This is a genomic window from Tenacibaculum ascidiaceicola, assembly GCF_047470925.1.
Classification (GTDB): domain Bacteria; phylum Bacteroidota; class Bacteroidia; order Flavobacteriales; family Flavobacteriaceae; genus Polaribacter; species Polaribacter discolor.
The window spans coordinates 316,219-337,985 of record NZ_JAZKJP010000002.1 but is presented as its reverse complement, the minus strand read 5'-3'; the positions used below and the strand labels follow the sequence as shown (position 1 = coordinate 337,985).

Genomic DNA, 21,767 nt, shown 5'->3' with positions numbered 1-21,767 from the left:
ACACTACGTCTACTACTGTATCACAATTATCGGTTGCGGTAATTGTTGGTACTGCTGGTATTCCTTCACAGTCTACACTTACATCACCTGGTTCTGATGATAAGACTGGTGCAGTAGTATCGGTTACAGTGATGGTTTGGGTATGACTTACTGTGTTTCCACAATTATCAGTTGATTCCCATTGACGTACAATCTCTCCACAGCCGTCTACTACCGTGTTACTTACTTCGGTAAACACTACGTCTACTACTGTATCACAATTATCGGTTGCGGTAATTGTTGGTACTGCTGGTATTCCTTCACAGTCTACACTTACATCACCTGGTTCTGATGATAAGACTGGTGCAGTAGTATCGGTTACAGTGATGGTTTGGGTATGACTTACTGTGTTTCCACACTGATCTGTAGCATCCCATTTACGTACAATCTCTCCACAGCCATCTACTACCGTATTACTTACTTCAGTGAATACTACTATAGCATTATTACAATTATCTGTTGCAGTGATGGTTGGTACTACTGGAATTGCTTCACAGTCTACACTTACATCGGCTGGTTCTGATGATAATACAGGATTTTCTGTGTCTTGAATAGTAATTATAATTGAATCTGTTCCTGTTTTACCACAAGTATCTGTTACAGTAAACGTTCTTGTAACTGTAGTAATACATCCATCATCAGAACTAATTGCATCTATATAAGTTATATTTGCTATTGTTCCATCATCTGAAGCCGTATAACCAGTGGTAAAAAAGCTATCTTTTATATCTGAAGATTCTACTAAACTAAAAGAGTATCTAGCATTAGTATTTGTAATATCGTTTTCATCACAACCTTCTAAGTCTAAAGTTTCAGGAACACTTATTACAGGATCCTCATCATCATTTGATACTAAGGTAATAGAATCTACTTCTTGACAACCATTGGCATCAGTAACGGTAACTGTATAAGTCCCCTCTGTTAACCCACTAAGGTCTTCTGTAGTTGCTCCTGTATTCCATAAGTAAGTATAATCTGCTGTTCCTCCTGATACTGTCAAATCAATAGCTCCATCACTTCCTCCACAACTTAAATCACTTCCTAAAAGAGAAAGAGATAATATTGGTGGTTCTGTTATAGTAACATCCGCTAATGCTATACAACCATTGGCATCTGTTACAATAACATTATGTGTTCCTACTCCTAAGCCACTTACATCTTCTGTAGTGGCTCCCGTACTCCATAAATAGGTATAAGGAGCTTTTCCTCCTGTTACTGTTAAATCAGCTGTGCCATCATTAACCCCATTACAAGTAATATTCGTTCCAACAATAGCAGCTGTAGGAGTACTATCAATGGTAATATTTTTTATTATTGAGTTTGTATCACCATCTTCGTCGGTCACAATTAATGTTACCATCTTTGATCCTGCACTCGTGTAATTAACAAGATGAGGGCCTTCTGATGTTGCCACCGTCGGAGAAGCATCCGTTCCAAAACTCCATTCATAAGTTAACACCCCATCTCCTCCTGTAGAAGTATTTGTAAATGTTGCTCCTTGAAATCCGCTATCGTTAGTTCCACAATTATATTCAAATGTAAAATCTGGTGCTATTGGTGTTTGTACATCAATTGGTGGTAAGTTCTCACCAGAACACTTGGAAGTTTGTGTAGCACATCCTGGTCCTACAACACTTCCAGGTGTTTGCCAAGAAAGATAAACGTCTGTTAAAGTTAATTCTTCACCACAAGTGTAATTTATTAATTCAAACATTTGATAAGTACCTGGACTAATTGAACCTGGGATTCCAATACTAATCTTATCAGTACCTACATAAACATTTCCGTCTTTATCAATTTTATCTGTACCATTCATCAAGTAAAACTGCATGTATAGGTCAATTTTACTTGCTGCTTTTGAAATATCTACATATAAATAAACGTTAGAGAGCTGTTGCCCTACTGTACACGTGCTTATTGGATTTCCATTTATGTCTCCTATATAAACACTCCCTATTTCAACATCCTGAGCTCCACACCCAGAAAGGCTACAGGGACTCTGCATAGATACCGTTGTTTGTGAAAAAATATAGTTAGCACTAAACAACAAAAGTATCAGCATTAATTTTCTTAAATGAGTAGTTTTCATTCCCATACCTTAACTTTTAAAATTTAACTTTTAAATACTCTAAACTTCTTTAGGTATTACTCTTATCAAGTCTTAGTGTTAGCTAAAACCATTTTACGGGGATAGGGTAAAATGGGGGTGGTTGGGGTAATTAAGGGTTACGCATTTCTGGGTATTACAAGAATGTAACACATCAATAATACACAATGGGTATACAATAAAATTTTTTGAGGAAACTAAAATAATACTGAGTGGGAATAGTATTATTTTGAGGGATTAACGTTTTTTAAGTTCTAAAAACTGTTATACCAAAAGTAGCACTTATTTTTAGGTTTAAAAAATGAAATGTTAAAAAAGGGTGTTTTCCCCTATGCTTATACAGGTAAAAAATATGTTCTATATATTTTATAATACTTCTTTTTTAATTAGGTAATTTTGCAGTATGATACAAAACGATACAATTATTGCTTTAGCAACACCAGCAGGGGTTGGTGCTATTGCTGTTATTAGACTTTCTGGGGAAAAATCGATAAAAATTGTAGATTCATTTTTCTCTTCTATAAAGAAAAATAAATCATTATTAAATCAAAAATCTCATACCCTACACTTAGGTCATATTGTAAATAATGGTGTGGTTATTGATCAAGTTTTAGTATCTATTTTTAAAAACCCGCACTCTTATACTGGTGAAGATGTAGTAGAAATTTCGTGTCATGGTTCTAGTTTTATTCAACAAGAAATCATTCAACTTTTCTTACAAAATGGTTGTAGAATGGCTGATAATGGCGAGTTTACTATGCGTGCTTTTTTAAATGGTAAAATGGATTTATCGCAAGCTGAGGCTGTTGCTGATGTAATTGCTTCTAATTCTGCTGCTTCTCATCAAATGGCAATTCAGCAGATGCGTGGAGGTATCACCAATGAATTAAAAGAGTTAAGAGCTCAACTATTAGATTTCGCTGCATTAATTGAGCTTGAACTAGATTTTTCTGGTGAGGATGTTGAGTTTGCTGATAGAACCAAATTTAAAGAATTGGTTGCTAAGATATCAGCTGTTTTAAAGCGTTTAATTGATTCTTTTGCTTTTGGAAATGCTATGAAAAATGGAATTCCTGTTGCTATTATTGGAGAACCTAACGTTGGTAAATCTACGTTGTTAAATGCCTTACTAAACGAAGAAAAAGCTATTGTATCTGATATTGCTGGTACTACTCGTGATGCTATTGAAGACGAACTAATTATTGATGGTGTTGTTTTCCGTTTTATTGATACCGCCGGGATTCGTGAAACAGAAGATGTTGTTGAAAGCATCGGGATTAAAAAAGCTTATGAAAAAGCAGAAAATGCACAACTAATTATCTTTTTAATTGATTCTAATAAATATATACACTCAAAAGAATTATTTTTAGAAGAAATAGAAACTATTAAACAACGTTTTCCTAATAAACGTTTATTAGTTATTGCTAATAAAATAGATACATTATCTTGCCATGATTCTTCTATTTTACAATCAGAAATTGAAAACTTAATTCTACTTTCTGCTAAACAAAATATTGGTATTGATGAGTTAAAACAAGAACTTATTTCTTTAGTAAACACAGGTGCTTTAAGTAACAATGAAACAATTGTTACTAACTCACGTCACTTCGAAGCATTAAACCATGCTCTAGAAAGTATTAATTCGGTAAAAAATGGAATTGATTTAGATATTTCTTCTGATTTATTTGCTATTGATATTCGAGAGTGTCTAAGACACTTAGGAAATATTACTGGTGAATATGATGTTGACAAGGATATTTTAGGTCATATTTTTGGAAATTTCTGTATCGGGAAGTAAACTTATTTTCTCAAATTTATAACGGTTTACTACGCTTATAAAACAAATTTCTATCTACTTACATAGGTTTATAATTTTACTACAAATTGTAAACTAAAAAATGGGACTATACATTACTAGCGAAGCACTATAAATATTGACCTTTACCTCAAAAGGTCATATAGTGTAGTCTGCTTGTCTAATATTCAAACAATCATAAATACATCTCATGCATGGAAAGAAACATTAAAACACAATCACAGGAAAAAAAATATCAAACTATAGGTAAACTTACAACTAGTAAAATTATAGACCATTTCGTTGAAAGTGAAAATGAAGCTCTACAACATGAATTTCAAGGTAAATTTTACCCTTATCGTCATTATGATATTACTTCAACTTTAACTAAAGCCTTAAAAGGAATTGACAAACAAAAAATTATTGACGCTTTTTTTCACTCATCTAGATTAGGCATTATTATAAAAGTAAAAGAAAACAATTACCCACTTTTATTAAAAGGTATTGAAAGAGCACTACCATCAATTGGAAAAGGGTATAATGTTAATGTTTTAAAGCCTAGCAAGGTATTTTTACTCTTTGGAGTGAATTCACTTAATGATATAGAAAACTTATATAATACAAAGTATAACGAGTTTTTAGAAAATTTAAAGTTTGTCACCAAAGTTAACTCTTATACAAGCTATCCTAGTTTGCGAAAAAAACTAAAAACAACACTTTTCTTAGAGAATCCTATACTTTTAAAAAGGGCTCAAAAAATGACTCCTTTCTTTAATCAATTTAATTTTGAAACAGCTGGAGCATTGGTTCTGCTATTAGTTGACTCTTCAAAAACTTCAAAACAAGTTCTTTTAGAGTATCATAAAACAGGCTTACCTAGAGAAACAGTTTGGGTTCTTGGTAGTTTTTATAAAGACTTTAAAACTTCTGAAGCAAATAAGCTACTTCTTAACGACTTATATAATAAATATCCTGCGGAATGGGTTGACGAATATTATAACTCTGTTTACTAGTAGTTTTATAAGTATTTTTGCTTTATGGATTCACTTACACAAATTGTTCTTGGAGCAGCAGTTGGAGAAGCTGTATTAGGAAAAAAGGTAGGAAATAAAGCAATGCTTTATGGAGCTATTGCAGGTACTATCCCTGATTTAGATGTGTACATTGGTAAGTTTTTCGACACTGTTACAGCGCTTGAAATACACAGAGGTTTTACACACTCTGTTTTTTTTGCAATTATTTTTGGGTGGATTTTCGGTTGGCTCATTTCCTTGTATGAGAAAAAAGCCTCCACTAAAGAATGGGCACAACTTATGTTTTGGGGATTTTTTACACACCCAATTCTCGATGCGCATACTACCTGGGGAACTCAGCTTTTTTGGCCTTTAGACATACGGTTAGCTTTCAAAAATATTTTTGTTATCGATCCAATATATACACTACCTTTTTTGGTGTTTCTTTTGATGGCAATGTTTCAATCAAAAGGATCTAAAAAAAGAAGAAAATATAACAACTTAGGTCTTATAGTAAGTAGTTCTTATATGGCAATTACCATTATTATCAAGGGAATTACTTATACTAAATTTGCACATGCTTTAAAAGAACAAGGAATAGCTTATAAAGAAATAGAAACCAAACCGACACCCTTTAATACCATTTTATGGTCAGCAAATGTTGAAACTGAAGATGCTTACCTTATTGGTTATTATTCTTTTTTTGATACCCAACCAATTGAGTTCTACTCCTATCCTAAAAACCATCATTTATTGGGTAATTACAAAGATGATATTTCAGTAAAACGACTCATTAAAATCACCAAAGGTTGGTATACCATTTCTGATAAAAACAATAGTTTATACTTAAACGATCTTCGTTTCGGCCTTTTAAGCGTAGCTCCTAACTTTCAACAATTTGCTTTTAGCTTTGAAATAGCTGAAAAACAAGGTAAAACTATTATAAATGAAGTTCCTAGAAATCGTGAAAAAGCAAAACAATTATTAAAAGACTTATGGATAAGAATTCAAGGAAATTAACTGAGTAATCCCTTTATATATCGTAAATTTGCTGCTCTATTGTAAAGCAGGATTACTCAGGTTTGAGACATAAATATTTTCACTTTTTTTCAATTGTTTTTATAGTTCTTACTCAATTCGCATTTATTACTGCGTTATTATTGGAATATATGAACATTTTTACGGTAATATCTCTAATAACACTTATTAGTGCTCTCATAATTTACACTTATATAAAATTTTTTAAGGTAACAAAAATAGATTTTGAGCCTTTTTATGTAATGATTTTTGTTATAACTGGTGCTCTACTTACAAGTTGCTTGCATCTTTTCACTAACTTTAATTCTGTTTTAGCAGCAGCATTTATAGGAACAATCGCTTCCTTTTTACCTAACCTAAACAAGAAATCAACATTTCTTCAAAATATCCCTAATGCCATGTATTGTGGTTGTTTTGTAGGAATGTCGCAAAAGCATGTTGCAATTGATTATAGCTTTATAGTTATTTCAGGTACAATAGCTAGCATCTTTTATATGTTTTCAAAAAATCTGTTTCATGGGGTCGGCGGCAAACTGGGTACTCTTGCTTTTGGTAGTGTTGTTATATCCTCTTTATTGCTTTTAATCCTTTCATAATGCTTCCTACAATATCAATATACTTAACAAGTATACTCGGAGCTTTTTTAACGTTTTTAGTAAGTACTAAATATAAACAAGGCCCTGTAAGAGCCTCTGCTCTACTCACTCTTATTGTTGCTGGCTTTTGCTTTCTTTTTCCTGAACTATTTTCAGAAGATGTAACTAAACAAATTCCTTGGGTATTCTTTGGAGCCTCATTTGTTGGTATGACTTCTGAAAAACTTACTCGAAACTATACTTCAATTGTTTTCGCTGGAGTTGTTTTTGGTTTTATTTATACAGTTAGCCCTACTTTTTTCAATGGTTATGGAGGTGCGTTAGGAACGGCTGCTTGTATATCTATTTTAGTTACTATTGGACTAAATAACCTTATTAGACATTCAAAAGCATTAAAAAAGAAAAAAGCTTTACTTAAGAAAGTATCTAAAACGTCTTCTTAAATACAGTTTTACCACTAAAAAACAAAGACTTATAATCTTATTTGGTTTATAATTAATAAGACTTAAAAAATTAAGTTAAATTAATTTTTTTAAGCAGTTTATTTGCGAATTTTGTTGTCTCAAAAAAATAAAATCTTACCTATGAAACGTTATTTAAAACCATTAAGCTTTCTTCTTATATCATGTTCTCTATTTATTTCATGTTCAAGTGATGATAATATCGAAGAGCAAAAATATTTAAACATTCCAGATGCACAATTTGAGACTAAACTAATCAATCTGGGTATAGATTCTGATGGCATTATCAACCAACAACTATTAAAAAGTGACGCATTAGGAGTTATCAGCCTAGATTTAAACTCATCTAATGATGGTATAATTACAGATCTAACAGGTATTGAAGGATTTACTAATCTAAAAAAATTACATGCAACGGGAAACAATTTAACCACAATAGACTTGAGGTTTAATAAACAATTAGATACTTTGGTACTTGCTGGGAATTCCCTTAAAAATATTGATTTGAGTAACAATACAGAATTAATCAAGTTAGACCTTGATGTAAATGAATTAAGAGCTATTACTGGGTTAAAAAATGCTACTAATCTAAAATCGTTAAGCCTATACTATAATTCATTAGAAACGTTAAGTATTGACAACCCTAATTTAGAAACCTTAAATGTTAGAGATAATTTTCTAGTGTCTTTAGATGTTAAAAAGGCAGTAAACTTAAAAACCATTTTAGCACAAAATAATAAGATTTTAGAAGTAGATTTTTCTGCTAATAAAGCTTTAGAAGTTTTAGCTTTATCTGATAACAAGCTTAAAAATATAAACTTGAAATCTAACAGTAATATTGAAGTATTATATTGTTCCAGTAATTTACTTACATCACTCGATATAAGTGGGTTGGTTAATTTGGGTCGCTTAACTGTTAATGCAAATCCTAGCTTATTCTGTATTAAGATACATAATGGTCAAAATATCCCCACTTTTTCTAAATCTGATTACCAAGAATTTAACACAAGTTGTAATTAATAAAATCTTGCTATGATAATATCTCCTAATTATTTAACTTAAATTACTTTTGCTAAAAACAATAATTCTCAGATAATATCACTTCGTTTTTTTTCTTAATTTTATATCTCATAAAGATTATATAAAAGGCATGAGCAACAAACCTAATAAACAAGCCGATAAACAACCTTCTGCTGAACCTCCATACAAGTTATTAAGCTTAAGAACTGGTAAACCAAAAGATTGGGCTGCAGGAATTCCTGGAGTTACAAACGCTATAAAGAGTTTAATAAACGATAAAGCTTTGGTAAGAGGTGGAAAAGCTTTGTTTAAAATGAATCAGTTTGATGGTTTTGATTGTCCTAGTTGTGGTTGGCCTGATCCAGATGATGAGCGATCACCTATTGCTGAATATTGCGAAAATGGTGCAAAAGCTATAGCTGAAGAAGCTACCAGTAAAAGAATTACTTCAGATTTTTTTAAACAAAATTCTATTTATGAGCTTTCTCAATTAACTGATTATGAAATTGGGCATCTAGGTAGACTTTCTGAACCTATGTATCTCCCTAAAGGCGGTACCCATTATGAACCTATAAGTTGGGATAATGCTTTTAATAAAATTGCCGAACACTTAAATAGGTTAGAGTCTCCAGATAATGCTGCTTTTTACACTTCTGGTAGAACTAGTAATGAAGCTTCTTTTGCATACCAACTTTTCGTACGTGAATTTGGAACAAACAACTTCCCTGATTGTTCTAATATGTGTCACGAAACATCTGGTTTTACCCTAGCCTCAGTTACGGGAATAGGAAAAGGAACTGCTACTTTAAAAGACTTCTACGATACCGATATCATTATGATTATTGGTCAAAATCCAGGAACGAACTCTCCACGAATGTTAAGTGCTTTAGAAAAAGGAAAAAAGAACGGAGCTAAAATTATTGCTGTTAACCCTCTTCCCGAAGCTGGTTTAATGGGATTCCGAGATCCTCAAAAAATAAGTGGTATTTTAGGAAAAGGGATCCAACTTGCCGATTTACATCTTCCTGTTAAAATTAATGGAGATTTAGCTCTCTTAAAAGCAATTGAACAATTACTATTACATTTTGAAAAAGAAACTCCTGGTAAAGTTTTCGATCAAGAATTTATCAAAAATAAAACAGTTGGTTATGAAGATTTAATTAAGCAAATTGAAAGCTATGATTTAGATGAATTAGCAAATGCATCTGGTGTTTTAAAAGAAGATATTCAAAAAGCTGCAGAAATGCTAGCTCATAAAAACCGAATTATTATTTGCTGGGGAATGGGACTTACGCAACAACCTAACGGTGTTGATATTTTAAAAGAAGTTCTAAACCTGTTATTCTTAAAAGGAAGTATTGGTAAACCCGGAGCAGGTTCTTGCCCTGTACGTGGACATAGTAATGTACAAGGAAATAGAACGATGCTTATTAACCACAGTCCTTCTGTAGAGCAACTTGATAAATTACAAGAGGTTTTCGGTTTTAACCCGCCAAGAAATAACGGATATGATGTTGTAGATACCATAAAGGCTATGAATGAAGGGAAAGTTAAAGTACATTTTAGCATGGGTGGAAATTTCTTATCAGCAACTCCTGACACCACATATACTGCAAACGGAATGAGACAGCTTGATTTGTCTGTTTCTGTTTCAACTAAGTTAAACCGAACCCATTTGATTCATGGAAAAGAGGCTTTAATTTTACCTACTATTTCGAAAAGTGAAATTGATATCGTTAATGGTGAGCATCAGTATACAAGTGCTGAAAATGCTATGGGAATTGTAGAGTGGTCTAAAGGAGTATTAAAACCAATATCTGACAAACTTATCAACGAGACTCATATTGTGTGTCGTATGGCAAAAGCTACTTTAGGAAATAAAAGTGTGGTTGATTGGGATCGATATATGAATAGTTATGATGCTGTAAGAGATGATATAGAAAAATGTATTCCTGGTTTTGACAACTACAATGTTCGTGTAAAACAAAAAGGCGGATTTTACTTACCTAATGCGGCTCGTGAAGGGAACTTTAAAACAAAAGAGTTTGGAGATCGTGCTCCTTTTTCTATAACGACATTACCTCAAAACACATTAGCTGATGATGAGTATTTAATGGCTACAGTAAGAACACACGACCAATTCAATACTACTATTTATGGATTAAATGATCGTTATCGTGGAATTCATAATGAACGTCGTGTAATTTTCATGAATAAAAAAGATATTGAAAAAGCAGGTTTTACATCTGGTGATAAGGTAGATTTATATAATTATGATAATGACACAGAGCGTATCGCCCCGCTATTTATTATTGTTGAATATCCTATCCCCGAAAAAAACACGGTTACTTATTTTCCTGAAACTAACGTACTTGTTTCAATCCATAATACCGTAAAAGGAAGTAATATGCCAGCTTCAAAACATATTAAAATTAAAATAAAAAAACACAATCCGAATATCTATGATAAAATAGAGGGAGTTCTTCATAAGAAATCCAATTCATAAAAATTTACTCGTATAATTTTAATTTATTTTCTAGTTGTTTAATTGTTTTATGCATAGAATCCATTCTATCAAGCATATTATTAATTACGTCTATACCTTGCATGTTTACCTCTAAATCGTAGTGTAATCTGATTATTTTCTCTAAAATAGGTAACTGTTCTGTATGTAAGTATTTATTGGAATCTTTAACTACAAACTCTATGAGCTGAAAAGATTCAATACTTTCTATAAATTGTTCATCTAAATTGTGATGAACAATAACTTTTTGTACACTTATTAGTTCTGTATTGCTCATATCTATTTCAATTTAGAAAGTTTTGTAAATAACTCTCGTTGTTCATCTGTTAAATTGGTTGGAATCTCTATTTTGTAAGTAACATATAAATCTCCAAACTGACCTTCTTTTTTATACTTCGGAAATCCCTTTCCTTTCAATCGAATTTTGGTTCCATTTTGGGTACCAGCTTTTACTTTTAATTTAGCTTTATCAACAAAAGTATTAATCACTACCTCTCCACCCAATACTGCGGTATATAAATCAATAGTTTGTTCTGCATATAAATTAGCGCCATCACGTTTAAAATTAATATCAGGTTTAATATCAAAAGTGATGTATAAATCTCCTTTTGGACCTCCGTTTATACCTTCGCCTCCATGCCCTTTTATTTTAATTGTTTGACCATTTTCTACCCCAGCAGGAATCGTTATTCGTATTTTTTTCCCATTTACAGTTAATACTTGTTTTTGCGAAGTATAAACATCTCTTAAGTTTAATTGTAATGAAGCGTTAAAATCTTGACCTCTAAATTGAGCTGTTCGTCTTCCTGAGCTTCTTCCACCACCAAAGGCAGCATTAAAAAAATCAGAAAAATCAGTTCCATCAAAATCTGAGGATGAATATTGCTGATAAGCCCCTCCTCTTCCAAATCCACTTTGGCTAGCACGTTGTTTTTTAGCCTCCTCATATGCTTCTGCATGTTGCCAGTTTTCTCCGTACTCATCGTACTTTTTACGATTTTCAGGGTTACTTAATACTTCATTGGCTTCATTTATTTGCTGAAACTTCTTTTTAGCTTCTTCATCATTCGGGTTTGTATCTGGATGATATTTTCTTGCTAACTTCCGATAGGCTTTTTTTATATCGGCAGCAGTTGCTTTTTTAGTTATTCCTAAAACTTTGTAATAATCTATAAATTCCATATCAATTCAATTGACCTAACACACTAAAATTACGAAATTTAATAACATAAAACCAATGCTTTACCCCTACTTCTTTTTAATGTATTTTTGCACCTTTATTTGAAGATTGAATGACAGTAGAAGATTTAGTAGGAACATACAATATTATTGGTAGTAACCAAGATGAAAGTGAGAACACTTATAAAGGCACTCTTTCTTTAACTCTTGATGAAAATAGTAGAATTATTGCAAAATGGATAATTAACAACGAACAAGAACAGTTTGGAACTGGCTTTTTTAAGAATAACATTCTTGTTATCAACTTTAATTATAATGGTAATGACAATACTACCTACAAAGGTGTTGCTGTATACTCTTGTCTTTCTAAAAATATTTTAGACGGGTTTTGGTCTGAAAAGCACGGAAACCCATTATTTCTTGGAGAAGAACGTTGTTTTAGAGTTCAAGAACAAAATGAGTTAGTTAATTAACTTAAATAAGGTAATTATAGTAAGTTTAGTCTTCTTTTAAGCTCATTTCTATTAGACCTACTTACAGGAATTACATCTTGTTTTATAAGCACACTATTATCCTCTATATCTATAATTTCATTTGTATTTATAATATAAGACCTGTGTACTTTTAAAAATGACTCTGAAGGTAGTTTTTCTTCAATCTTTTTTAAAGGACTATGAACAATGTAGTTTTTTTCTTCTGTTTTAACTTTAATATAATCGCCTTTAGCTTCTACAACATAAATACTCGGAATATCAATTTTTACTAATCTTCTATCAATATTTACATATAGTGTATTTACATCTGTGGGTTGATCTTTCTTTACTGGTTTTACATTATTATCTTTTTCTATGGCTGCAATAATTTTCTCTACTGATTTTTTAAAACGCTCTAACTCTATTGGTTTTACTATGTAGTCTACAACAAAATCATATTCAAAAGCTTCAACAGCAAAATTTCTATCAGAGGTAGTCAAAACAATTTTAGGTGGATCTTTTAACGTTTGAATAAGGTCAAACCCTGTAAAATCTGGCATATGAATATCTAAAAAGATAGCATCTACTTTATTATTGTTTAAAAATTTTATTGCTTGTATTGCATTAGAAAATTCTCCTACAAGTTTTAATCCTTCTACTTGTTCACTCACTTTTTTGAGAATCATTCTTGACATTAGTTCATCATCAATAACAATACAGTTCATAGTTAATCTTTTAAAGTTCCTTTAAAAAAGCAAGCATTACAGGCAATACACTTTCAAAATATTCTTTGTTTTCTATGCTATTGTCTGCAAGGTTGTTTTCAAACTCGTTGGTTATTTTATAGCTTTTTTCTAAGCCTAAAATACTCATTTTATGCTTAATTCTATGAACAATTTCTTTAGTTTTCTTAAAATCGTTATTTTTAATGTATAAAAAATAGCTTTCTATTTCACCTGAAAGCTCCTCTTTTAAAACTGCTGTAACTTGTTTTTTAAACTCATCATCTCCTTTAGAAAGTGCATTTATATAAGATAAATTTGGTTGCTCCATAATTACTTTTTTATTGTAAAAAAGAAGGTTGTTCCTTTATTTATTTCAGACTCTAACCATATTTCTCCTTTATATAGATTTACAATTTTTTTGACGATAGATAAACCGATACCTGAAGAGTCTTTAGACTTTTTTAAAGATTGAAAAATTTTAAAAATTTTATCAAAATGTTCTTTTTCAATACCAATTCCATTATCCTTTATTGAAAACTTATAAAAAGAGTTTTGGTCTTTCACATCAATTTCAATAATCCCTTTTTCTTTATCGTTAAACTTAATTGCATTATTTATCAGGTTTTGAAATAATTGTAGAAACTTTGTTTTGTCTCCTTTTATAATGGGTAATTTCTGTAAAACTTTTATTGAAATGTTTTTTGGTACATATATTACTTTCTTAACTTCTTCAATTAGCAAATTTAAATCTACATCATCGTCTTCTTTAACTCCATTAACTACACTAGAGTATTCTAGCACATCAGTAATGAGTTGTTCCATTTTTTCAAGAGTATTTTCAATATGCTCAAAATTTTGGAGACTAGCTTCATCAAAAACTCCTTCATTATCAGTTTTAATCCAACTGGTTAACGCATGAATACTTCTAATAGGAGATTTTAAATCATGAGATACTATGTGTGCGTATTCTTCAAGCTCTTGATTACTTTTTGCTACCTTTTTTAATAAGTCAGTATTTTTCTTTTCTACTTTTTTACGTTTTTTTATGTTTATTGCACTTTTTAACTGAAGCGATACTAAACCTGCAATACCTTCTATCGTTTTTAAGTGCTCTTCTGTAAAATAGTTTTTCTCTTGATGCTCTGCATTTATAACTCCTATTACCTTATCTTCATTCTTTATAGGTACTGTTAATTCTGATAGTTTTGGGGTAATATAAACCACGTATCTATCATCTAAATTTGTATTATCTATAATTTCTGAAACACCTGATTTTGCTACGCTTCCAACCACACCTTTTTCAAAAGGTAATCGCATTTTTTCGTAAATTTCTTTGCTCTCTCTTTCTCTTTTATCAAATGAAGCTACTAATTCTAATTGTTTTTTCTTCTCGTTTACTAAGTAAACAACACAATCGTCAGTATTTAAATAGTTAGCAACGCTGTTTGATACTTCCCATGCTATTTCGTAGATATCTTCTTTTCCTAAAATTGATTTGGCTGTGTTATTTATAACTTCAATTACTTGCCGTTCTTTTCTTTGGTTAGTTATATCTCTAATAATTCCTTGTGCAGCTATTGGAGTATTATTTTTATCAAAAACTACGCTTGAGTTAATATTTACCCATTTTACTTCTTCTTTTTTAGTAATAACTCTAGCTACATAATTGGTGAAGTATCCATTTTTTAATAATTGTGCGTAAGAATTCATCGCATAATCATAATCTTCTTGTTCAGGATAAATAAGGCTTACAACATTTACATCTTCTTCATTTACATCAAAACCAAATAACTCTACGGCAACATCGTTCATTTTTAACACATTGCCATTAATATCCATTACTAGATAAGCATCATTAATATTTTCAAAAATTCCTTTTAATTGTGAATCTTTCTCATCTAAAAGGTCTTCTAATTGTTCATTAACTACCTTTAGCTCTTGAGAAATATTAAATAATTCTAGCGATTTTTCTTCTAGTATTTTCTCTGCTTGTTTTCTAGCTTTTTTTTGTCTTTCTAGCGCTCTTTGTAGTATTTCTATTTCTTTTATACTCACTAATTTTTATTGATAATAAACCTTACTTCAGTTCCGTCATTTTTAATTTTTTCTAAAATAATTTCTGCTGAACTATTAAAATGTTCAAACGTTTTATTCATTAAACCTAATCCAAAATGATGCATTGCTCTGCTTGATTTGTATAGCATTACAAGTGAATTTTCGGTTTTCTCTTCTACAAGAAATGTTGGTAATTCTGCATCTGGATAAATCTTTTTTACTTCTACATGAATATGATCTTCAATAGATGACAGCATCTCTATAGGATCATTATATGTAGCTAAAAGTCCAGGATAACTGTCTTCTATAACTGAAAAGAAATGTTCTGCGTATACTAACAACAAATCATCTGTTGAAACTCCTGTGTTATTACTCAAATTCTCTAATAATTGTAGCATTTCAGAAAATTTGTATGTACCAATAGCAGTGTATACTCCACCAGAATCTAACTCAGATTGTTCTATAATTTTATCTACCATTTCGATACCAAACTTATCTTCAACTAAATCCAAGAACTCTGTAAAAACAATCCCTTTCATATTTTATTTTTTAAATTCATTAAGGCTCCAATACTCTATTATTGTTCCTATTTTTTTTTCATAATCTTGATACTTTAAAGGCTTTAAAACATACCCTGCTATTCCCAATCTATAACATTCTGTAATGTCTTTATCATTATCTGATGTTGTTAGTACTATGGTGGGAACATGTTTTAACTTTTCATCGTTTTTTAGAATAGATAAAAACTCAATCCCGTTAGTATCAGGCATATTCAAATCTAATAAAATTATATTTGGTAAATCTTTTTCCAATAAAGATAAGGCTTCTTTTCCATTATTAGCTTGTGTGATTATATGATTTTCTAAAACAGGAGTAATAGCTCTATTAAACTTAAGCACCTCTATCTTATCATCTTCTATTAAAAGTATTTTTATTTTTTTATTCAAAACCTTAGATTAAAAACTAACTTGATAAAAATAAATCAAATCTAAAGTTATAATTTTTTTCTTTGATAAAGAACTATTTATCTATAGATGAAATGCGCTTTACTATAGACGAATTGATTTTTTACTTTTTTCACCTACTTTTGAAACAAATATTTTAAGCTATGCAATGTCCTTGCAACCCAAATAAAAAATACAGTGATTGCTGCCAAAAAGCACATCAAAACATTCATTCAGTTACCTCAGCTGAAGCTTTAATGCGTTCAAGATACAGTGCTTTTGTACTAGCTAACATTGACTACCTACAAAAAAGTCACCATAGTAGCACCAGACCTTCTAAAAGAGAAAAGAAAGAAATTTTAGCATGGACAAAATCTGTTAACTGGATAAAACTAGAGGTGCTACACACAACAGAAACTACAGTTGAATTCAAGGCTTTCTTTATGGAGAATGGCAATATTGATGTGATCCATGAAAACTCTCTTTTTTGTAAAGAGAATGACCATTGGGTATATCTTAGTCAAAAATAAGACTGTCTAATAAACATTGTTTCTACTGTCATTACGAGAAATTTTAATTTCGAAGTAATCTGTTAATCCAATTTTGGATTTTACATAAGATTGCTTTATTTCATTTGAAATGACGCTGTTTTTTAGACAGTCCTAATAAAAATTACACTAAGAACTCAAATAAATTCGGTTTATCGTTTAGATATTCACCATAAAAACTACGCTCTTTCATTCTACGAATTAAAGGTTGTAAATCTTCTTTCTTTTCTAATTCTATACCTACTACAGCTGGTCCGTTTTCTCTATTGGTTTTTTTAGAATATTCAAAAAAAGTGATGTCATCATTATCTCCCAATACCTCAGCTACAAACTCTTTTAAAGCTCCAGCACGTTGTGGAAAACGAATGATAAAATAATGTTTCAATTTACCGTACAACAATGCGCGTTCTTTTATTTCGGCAGTACGAGTGATATCATTATTACTTCCACTAATAACACATACTACATTTTTATCTTTTAATTCGTCTTGGTAAAAATCAAGTGCACTTATGGTCAAAGCTCCTGCAGGTTCTACTACAATGGCTTCTTTATTATACATTTCTAATATCGTTTGACACACTTTTCCTTCAGGAACGGTAATCATATCTGACAAATTTTCTCGACAAATTCTGTAGGTTAACTCACCTACTTGCTGAACTGCTGCACCATCTACAAACTTATCAATGCTATCAAGCTTAATATTGTTATTTTCCTCTAACGATTTTTTCATCGAAGGTGCTCCTGCTGGCTCTACTCCTATAATCTTTGTTTTTGGAGACAATAACTTAAAAACACTTGACAAACCAGAAGCCAATCCACCACCACCAACAGGTACAAAAACATAGTCGATAGGTTGTTGTGATTGCTCTAAAATTTCTAAGCCAACGGTTGCTTGTCCTTCTATAATTTTTTCATCATCAAATGGATGTACAAAAGTCTTTTGTAAACTATCGCATAAAAGTTTTGCTGCCTTGTAAGCATCATCAAATGTATCTCCTATTAATTGAATATCTACAAAATCGCCCCCAAACATTTTTACTTGTTCTACCTTTTGTTTTGGTGTAGGTGCTGGCATGTAGATAGTACCATAGATTTCTTTTTTTCTACACGCTAAGGCAACTCCTTGTGCATGATTTCCTGCACTAGCACATACAATTCCGTTTACTAATTCATCTTCCGTTAAGGAACTAATTTTATTATAGGCTCCTCTTATTTTATATGAACGGACTTGCTGTAAATCTTCTCTCTTCAAAAAGATATTTGCATTGAATTGTTGCGATAAGTTAAAGTTTTCTTGCAGCGGGGTAACTGCTACGACTTCTTGTAAAGTCGCAGCAGCTTGTTGTATTGCTTCTAATTTTGGAAAATAAGTTTCTTTTTGAACTTCCATAGTGTTATGCTAAAACAGGTTCTTCTTGATTGACGCTTGTTTTGATTACTTTCATTGCAGTCATTGCCTCACGCAACTCTGCTCCTACTTCTTCAATAGGATGATTTCGAATTGCTTTATTCACTTTAATTAATTCAAGATTATCTACTTCATTGGAAGTGCTGTACTCTTTTCCAATAACATCAGTACTTACTTGTTTCATAAAATCAGTCAACAACGGTTTCGCTGCATGATCAAATAAATAACATCCGTATTCAGCAGTATCAGAAATAATTCTGTTCATTTCAAATAATTTCTTACGAGCAACAGTGTTTGCTATTAGTGGTAACTCATGTAGTGATTCGTAATAAGCCGATGCAGAAATGATTCCTGATTTCACCATGGTTTCAAAGGCTAATTCTACTCCTGCTTTTACAAAAGCTACTAACAAAGTTCCTTTATCAAAATACTCTTGATCTAAAATTTCTTCGGAAGTTGCCGCTGTTTTTTCAAACTGAGTTTCTCCTGTCGCTGCTCGCCATGTTAGTAAATTTACATCGTCATTCGCCCAATCTTCCATCATCGTTTTTGAAAAATGACCAGACATAATATCATCCATGTGTTTATTAAACAAAGGCTCTAGTACCTCTTTTAATTCTTCGGAAAGTTGGTAGGCTTTAATTTTTGCAGGATTCGATAAACGATCCATCATATTGGTAATTCCTCCATGTTTTAAAGCCTCGGTAATAGTTTCCCATCCGTATTGAATTAATTTAGAAGCATATGCTGGTGCTACTCCTTCTTCAACCATTTTATTGAATGATAAGATAGACCCTGTTTGTAACACCCCACATAAAATGGTTTGCTCTCCCATTAAGTCTGATTTTACCTCAGCAACAAACGATGATTCTAACACACCTGCTTTATTACCACCTGTAGCAAATGCATAGGCTTTTGCTTGTGCTAAACCTTTATTTTCAGGATCATTTTCAGGATGTACAGCGATTAACGTTGGTACTCCAAATCCGCGTTTGTATTCTTCTCTTACTTCTGTTCCAGGACACTTAGGGGCTACCATAATTACTGTTAAATCCTTACGTACTTGCATACCTTCTTCAACAATATTAAATCCGTGAGAGTATGATAAAGTCGCCCCAGATTTCATTAATGGCATTACTGCATTTACTACCTGCGTATGTTGTTTGTCTGGTGTTAAATTACATACCAAATCAGCAGTTGGAATCAACTCTTCGTAAGTTCCTACAGTAAAACCGTGTTCAGTTGCGTTTTTATACGATTGACGTTGTTCTTTAATTGCTGCTTCTCGTAATGCGTATGAAATATCTAAACCAGAATCGCGCATATTTAATCCTTGATTCAATCCTTGTGCTCCACATCCTACAATTACCACTTTTTTACCTTCTAATGCTGCTGTTCCGTCTGAAAACTCATCAGCTTTCATAAATCTACATTTTCCTAATTGTTCTAATTGTTCTCTTAATGATAATTGGTTGAAATAATTTTTCATTTTTATTTGTGTTGTTTGTTTATGCTGTTATTAATTGTAATAGTTTTGATACTGGCATTTCTTCTTTCGTAATAGCTATTCTTCCTGAACGAACAAATTGCTTAATACCATGTTTGTCTAAAATGTGATAGAGTTCTTCTACCTCTTCTTTACTTCCTGATTTTTCAAGGACAAAAAAGTTTTTGTTCACATTAATGACTCTTGATTTACTTTGATTGATAATTGTTTGGATATCGTCGTTATCGGTCAATAAGTCTGTACTTAGTTTAAACAAACACGATTCTTGATACACCGTTTCTTCATCAGTATGGTAAAAAGCTTTAATTACTTCCACTTGCTTTTCTATCTGCCCGATAATTTTTTTCATTTGTTCTTCAGTAATCTTTACTAAAAGTGTAATTCTAGAAACACTTTTTATTTCTGATGAAGAACTATTAATACTTTCTATATTAATATGTCTTCGTTGAAATATTGCTGATATTCTATTCAATAATCCAATATTATTTTCTGTGTATATTGAGATTGTATAGGTGTTTTTTGTATTCATATTTTCTTATTTTAATCGAACTTCTGATACTGACGCCCCTGTTGGAATCATAGGAAATACATTATCTTCTTTTTCTACACAAACCTCTAAGAAGTAAGCTTCTTTAGATTGTATCATTTCTTGAACAGCAGTTGCCAAATCTTCTCTTTTAGTTACTCTATTCGCTGCCATATGGTACCCTTTAGCTATCGCAACAAAATCAGGGTTGGTCATTACAGTTGAAGCATATCGTTTATCAAAAAATAACTGTTGCCATTGACGTACCATGCCTAAAAACTCATTGTTTAGCACCACAATTTTAACTGCTGCTTTGGTTTGTAAAATAGTTCCTAGCTCTTGTATGGTCATTTGATAACCACCATCACCTATTACTGCTACTACTTCACGCTCTGGCATTCCCATTTTAGCACCAATAGCTGCAGGTAAAGCAAATCCCATGGTTCCTAATCCGCCTGAAGTAATATTACTTTTAGTTTGGTTAAATTCTGCATAGCGACTCGCTATCATTTGATGTTGCCCTACATCGGTAACTACGATAGCCTTCCCTTTTGATGCTTCATTAATTTGCTTGATAACCTCTCCCATTGTTAAACCATCTTTGGTTGGAAACAGGTCGTTTTTTATGACATTATCAAATTCTACCGCATCTAAATTTCTAAACTCTTGCAACCACTCTTTGTGTGAATTTTCTTCTAAAAGAGGAAGCGCTGCTGCTAAAGTTTGTTTTACATTTCCTAAAACAGCTATATCTGTCTTTACATTTTTATCAACTTCCGCAGGGTCTATTTCAAAGTGAATAACTTTTGCTTGCTTCGCATAACGATTTAAATCACCTGTAACACGATCATCAAAACGCATTCCGATGGCAATTAACACATCACATTCATTGGTGAGTTTATTCGGACTATAATTACCATGCATTCCTACCATTCCCACATGTAATGGATGCTTAGTTGGTAAAGCTGATAAGCCTAATAAAGTACTTGCCGATGGAATTCCTGCTTTTTCTATAAACGCTTTAAATTCTTCTTCTGCTTCACCTAAAATCACACCTTGTCCCCAAACTACAAACGGTTTTTCTGCATTGTTAATTAACTCAACCGCTGCTTCAACACTTTGAATATCCATATTCGGAACAGGCTGGTAACTTCGCACTGAAGTGCATTTTTTATATTCAAAATCAAATTCTTCAAACTGTGCATTTTTTGTGATATCAACCAACACAGGTCCTGGTCGTCCCGAGCGAGCAATGTAAAATGCTTTCGCCATTACTTCAGGAATCTCACTAGCTTTCGTTATCTGATAATTCCATTTTGTTACTGGAGTTGAAATACCCACAATATCGGTTTCTTGAAAAGCATCAGATCCTAATAAATGTGCTCCTACTTGCCCTGTAATACACACCATTGGAGTAGAATCTATTTGCGCATCGGCAATACCTGTAATTAAATTCGTTGCTCCTGGACCCGAAGTTGCCATGGCTACACCAACTTTACCTGTAGCTCTTGCATATCCTTGTGCTGCATGTGTAGCTCCTTGCTCGTGACGTGTTAATACATGATGTAATTTATCTTGATATTTATACAACTCATCATAAACTGGCATAATAGCACCACCAGGATATCCGTATAACAAGTCGACTCCTTCAGCTAATAAACATTTGATTACAGCTTCTGCACCTGTAATGGTTACTTTTTGTGTTGTTTCTTGTTCTGTTTGTTGTTTCGTTTTTGTTTCCATAAACTCAGCTTTATGCTTTTAGCTTTTAGCTATATGCTTAGTTATTTTATTAAATTTTAACACTAC

Annotated in this window: 21 protein-coding genes; 9 read left to right on the top strand and 12 right to left on the bottom strand. The window is 31.9% G+C overall.

What is annotated here, in order from left to right; genetic code table 11:
* Window positions 1-2,128: HYR-like domain-containing protein (locus tag VBY68_RS01910; protein WP_462218632.1), on the bottom strand; the 2,128-nt coding region annotated here is incomplete at its 3' end.
* 421 nt (window positions 2,129-2,549) lie between these two features.
* Here VBY68_RS01910 and mnmE point away from each other — a divergent pair.
* From mnmE to VBY68_RS01875, 7 genes are all read left to right on the top strand, one after another.
* A complete protein-coding gene (gene mnmE, locus VBY68_RS01905; protein ID WP_273695449.1) occupies window positions 2,550-3,944 on the top strand; it encodes a tRNA uridine-5-carboxymethylaminomethyl(34) synthesis GTPase MnmE in 1,395 nt (464 codons plus the stop codon).
* A gap of 212 nt (window positions 3,945-4,156) precedes the next feature.
* On the top strand, window positions 4,157-4,954 hold the full coding sequence (locus VBY68_RS01900; protein ID WP_415268694.1) for a hypothetical protein: 798 nt from the start codon (window positions 4,157-4,159) through the stop codon (window positions 4,952-4,954).
* A gap of 24 nt (window positions 4,955-4,978) precedes the next feature.
* Entirely contained in the window at window positions 4,979-5,974 is a 996-nt protein-coding gene (locus VBY68_RS01895; protein WP_415268693.1) for a metal-dependent hydrolase, read from the top strand.
* A 260-nt stretch (window positions 5,975-6,234) separates the two neighbouring features.
* Complete coding sequence (locus VBY68_RS01890) at window positions 6,235-6,588, top strand: hypothetical protein (protein ID WP_164723475.1); 354 nt, start codon at window positions 6,235-6,237, stop codon at window positions 6,586-6,588.
* The gene (locus tag VBY68_RS01885; RefSeq protein ID WP_176550604.1) at window positions 6,588-7,031 is read left to right on the top strand and encodes a hypothetical protein; all 444 of its coding nucleotides are present in this window, start codon (window positions 6,588-6,590) and stop codon (window positions 7,029-7,031) included. The genes VBY68_RS01890 and VBY68_RS01885 overlap by 1 nt, the downstream gene beginning before the upstream one ends.
* A 141-nt stretch (window positions 7,032-7,172) precedes the next feature.
* On the top strand, window positions 7,173-8,069 hold the full coding sequence (locus VBY68_RS01880) for a leucine-rich repeat domain-containing protein (protein ID WP_415268692.1): 897 nt from the start codon (window positions 7,173-7,175) through the stop codon (window positions 8,067-8,069).
* Window positions 8,070-8,199: 130 nt separating this feature from the next.
* A complete protein-coding gene (locus VBY68_RS01875; RefSeq protein WP_415268691.1) occupies window positions 8,200-10,575 on the top strand; it encodes an FdhF/YdeP family oxidoreductase in 2,376 nt (791 codons plus the stop codon).
* Between the two features lie 4 nt (window positions 10,576-10,579).
* Here the strand turns inward: VBY68_RS01875 and VBY68_RS01870 are convergent, their stop codons facing one another.
* Together VBY68_RS01870 and VBY68_RS01865 are read right to left on the bottom strand one after the other, a co-directional pair.
* A complete protein-coding gene (locus VBY68_RS01870) occupies window positions 10,580-10,870 on the bottom strand; it encodes a chaperone modulator CbpM (protein WP_415268690.1) in 291 nt (96 codons plus the stop codon).
* Window positions 10,871-10,872: 2 nt separating this feature from the next.
* Window positions 10,873-11,775 (bottom strand): DnaJ C-terminal domain-containing protein, encoded by a 903-nt coding sequence (locus VBY68_RS01865; RefSeq protein WP_415268689.1) that lies wholly within the window; start codon window positions 11,773-11,775, stop codon window positions 10,873-10,875.
* Between the two features lie 110 nt (window positions 11,776-11,885).
* Here VBY68_RS01865 and VBY68_RS01860 point away from each other — a divergent pair, with 110 nt between their 5' ends.
* The gene (locus VBY68_RS01860) at window positions 11,886-12,245 is read left to right on the top strand and encodes a hypothetical protein (RefSeq protein WP_415268688.1); all 360 of its coding nucleotides are present in this window, start codon (window positions 11,886-11,888) and stop codon (window positions 12,243-12,245) included.
* Window positions 12,246-12,259: 14 nt separating this feature from the next.
* Here the strand turns inward: VBY68_RS01860 and VBY68_RS01855 are convergent, their stop codons facing one another.
* From VBY68_RS01855 to VBY68_RS01835, 5 genes are read right to left on the bottom strand one after another with little or no spacing between them, the layout of a single operon-like run.
* Window positions 12,260-12,970 (bottom strand): LytR/AlgR family response regulator transcription factor, encoded by a 711-nt coding sequence (locus VBY68_RS01855; RefSeq protein WP_121147287.1) that lies wholly within the window; start codon window positions 12,968-12,970, stop codon window positions 12,260-12,262.
* Window positions 12,971-12,980: 10 nt separating this feature from the next.
* Complete coding sequence (locus tag VBY68_RS01850) at window positions 12,981-13,298, bottom strand: Hpt domain-containing protein (RefSeq protein ID WP_273694063.1); 318 nt, start codon at window positions 13,296-13,298, stop codon at window positions 12,981-12,983.
* 2 nt (window positions 13,299-13,300) lie between these two features.
* On the bottom strand, window positions 13,301-15,025 hold the full coding sequence (locus tag VBY68_RS01845) for a GAF domain-containing sensor histidine kinase (protein WP_121147285.1): 1,725 nt from the start codon (window positions 15,023-15,025) through the stop codon (window positions 13,301-13,303).
* Complete coding sequence (locus tag VBY68_RS01840; RefSeq protein ID WP_099216161.1) at window positions 15,025-15,564, bottom strand: heme NO-binding domain-containing protein; 540 nt, start codon at window positions 15,562-15,564, stop codon at window positions 15,025-15,027. Before VBY68_RS01840 ends, VBY68_RS01845 begins: the two co-directional genes overlap by 1 nt.
* Before the next feature lie 3 nt (window positions 15,565-15,567).
* On the bottom strand, window positions 15,568-15,972 hold the full coding sequence (locus tag VBY68_RS01835; protein ID WP_415268687.1) for a response regulator: 405 nt from the start codon (window positions 15,970-15,972) through the stop codon (window positions 15,568-15,570).
* A gap of 161 nt (window positions 15,973-16,133) precedes the next feature.
* Here VBY68_RS01835 and VBY68_RS01830 point away from each other — a divergent pair, with 161 nt between their 5' ends.
* A complete protein-coding gene (locus tag VBY68_RS01830; protein WP_415268686.1) occupies window positions 16,134-16,499 on the top strand; it encodes a YchJ family protein in 366 nt (121 codons plus the stop codon).
* Between the two features lie 142 nt (window positions 16,500-16,641).
* Here the strand turns inward: VBY68_RS01830 and ilvA are convergent, their stop codons facing one another.
* From ilvA to ilvB, 4 genes are read right to left on the bottom strand one after another with little or no spacing between them, the layout of a single operon-like run.
* The gene (gene ilvA, locus VBY68_RS01825; protein WP_099216164.1) at window positions 16,642-17,907 is read right to left on the bottom strand and encodes a threonine ammonia-lyase IlvA; all 1,266 of its coding nucleotides are present in this window, start codon (window positions 17,905-17,907) and stop codon (window positions 16,642-16,644) included.
* Window positions 17,908-17,911: 4 nt separating this feature from the next.
* Window positions 17,912-19,414 (bottom strand): ketol-acid reductoisomerase, encoded by a 1,503-nt coding sequence (ilvC, locus tag VBY68_RS01820; protein WP_121147282.1) that lies wholly within the window; start codon window positions 19,412-19,414, stop codon window positions 17,912-17,914.
* A gap of 19 nt (window positions 19,415-19,433) precedes the next feature.
* On the bottom strand, window positions 19,434-19,961 hold the full coding sequence (ilvN, locus tag VBY68_RS01815) for an acetolactate synthase small subunit (RefSeq protein ID WP_121147281.1): 528 nt from the start codon (window positions 19,959-19,961) through the stop codon (window positions 19,434-19,436).
* 6 nt (window positions 19,962-19,967) lie between these two features.
* Entirely contained in the window at window positions 19,968-21,701 is a 1,734-nt protein-coding gene (gene ilvB / locus VBY68_RS01810; RefSeq protein WP_415268685.1) for a biosynthetic-type acetolactate synthase large subunit, read from the bottom strand.
* Between the last annotated feature and the right edge of the window lie 66 nt (window positions 21,702-21,767).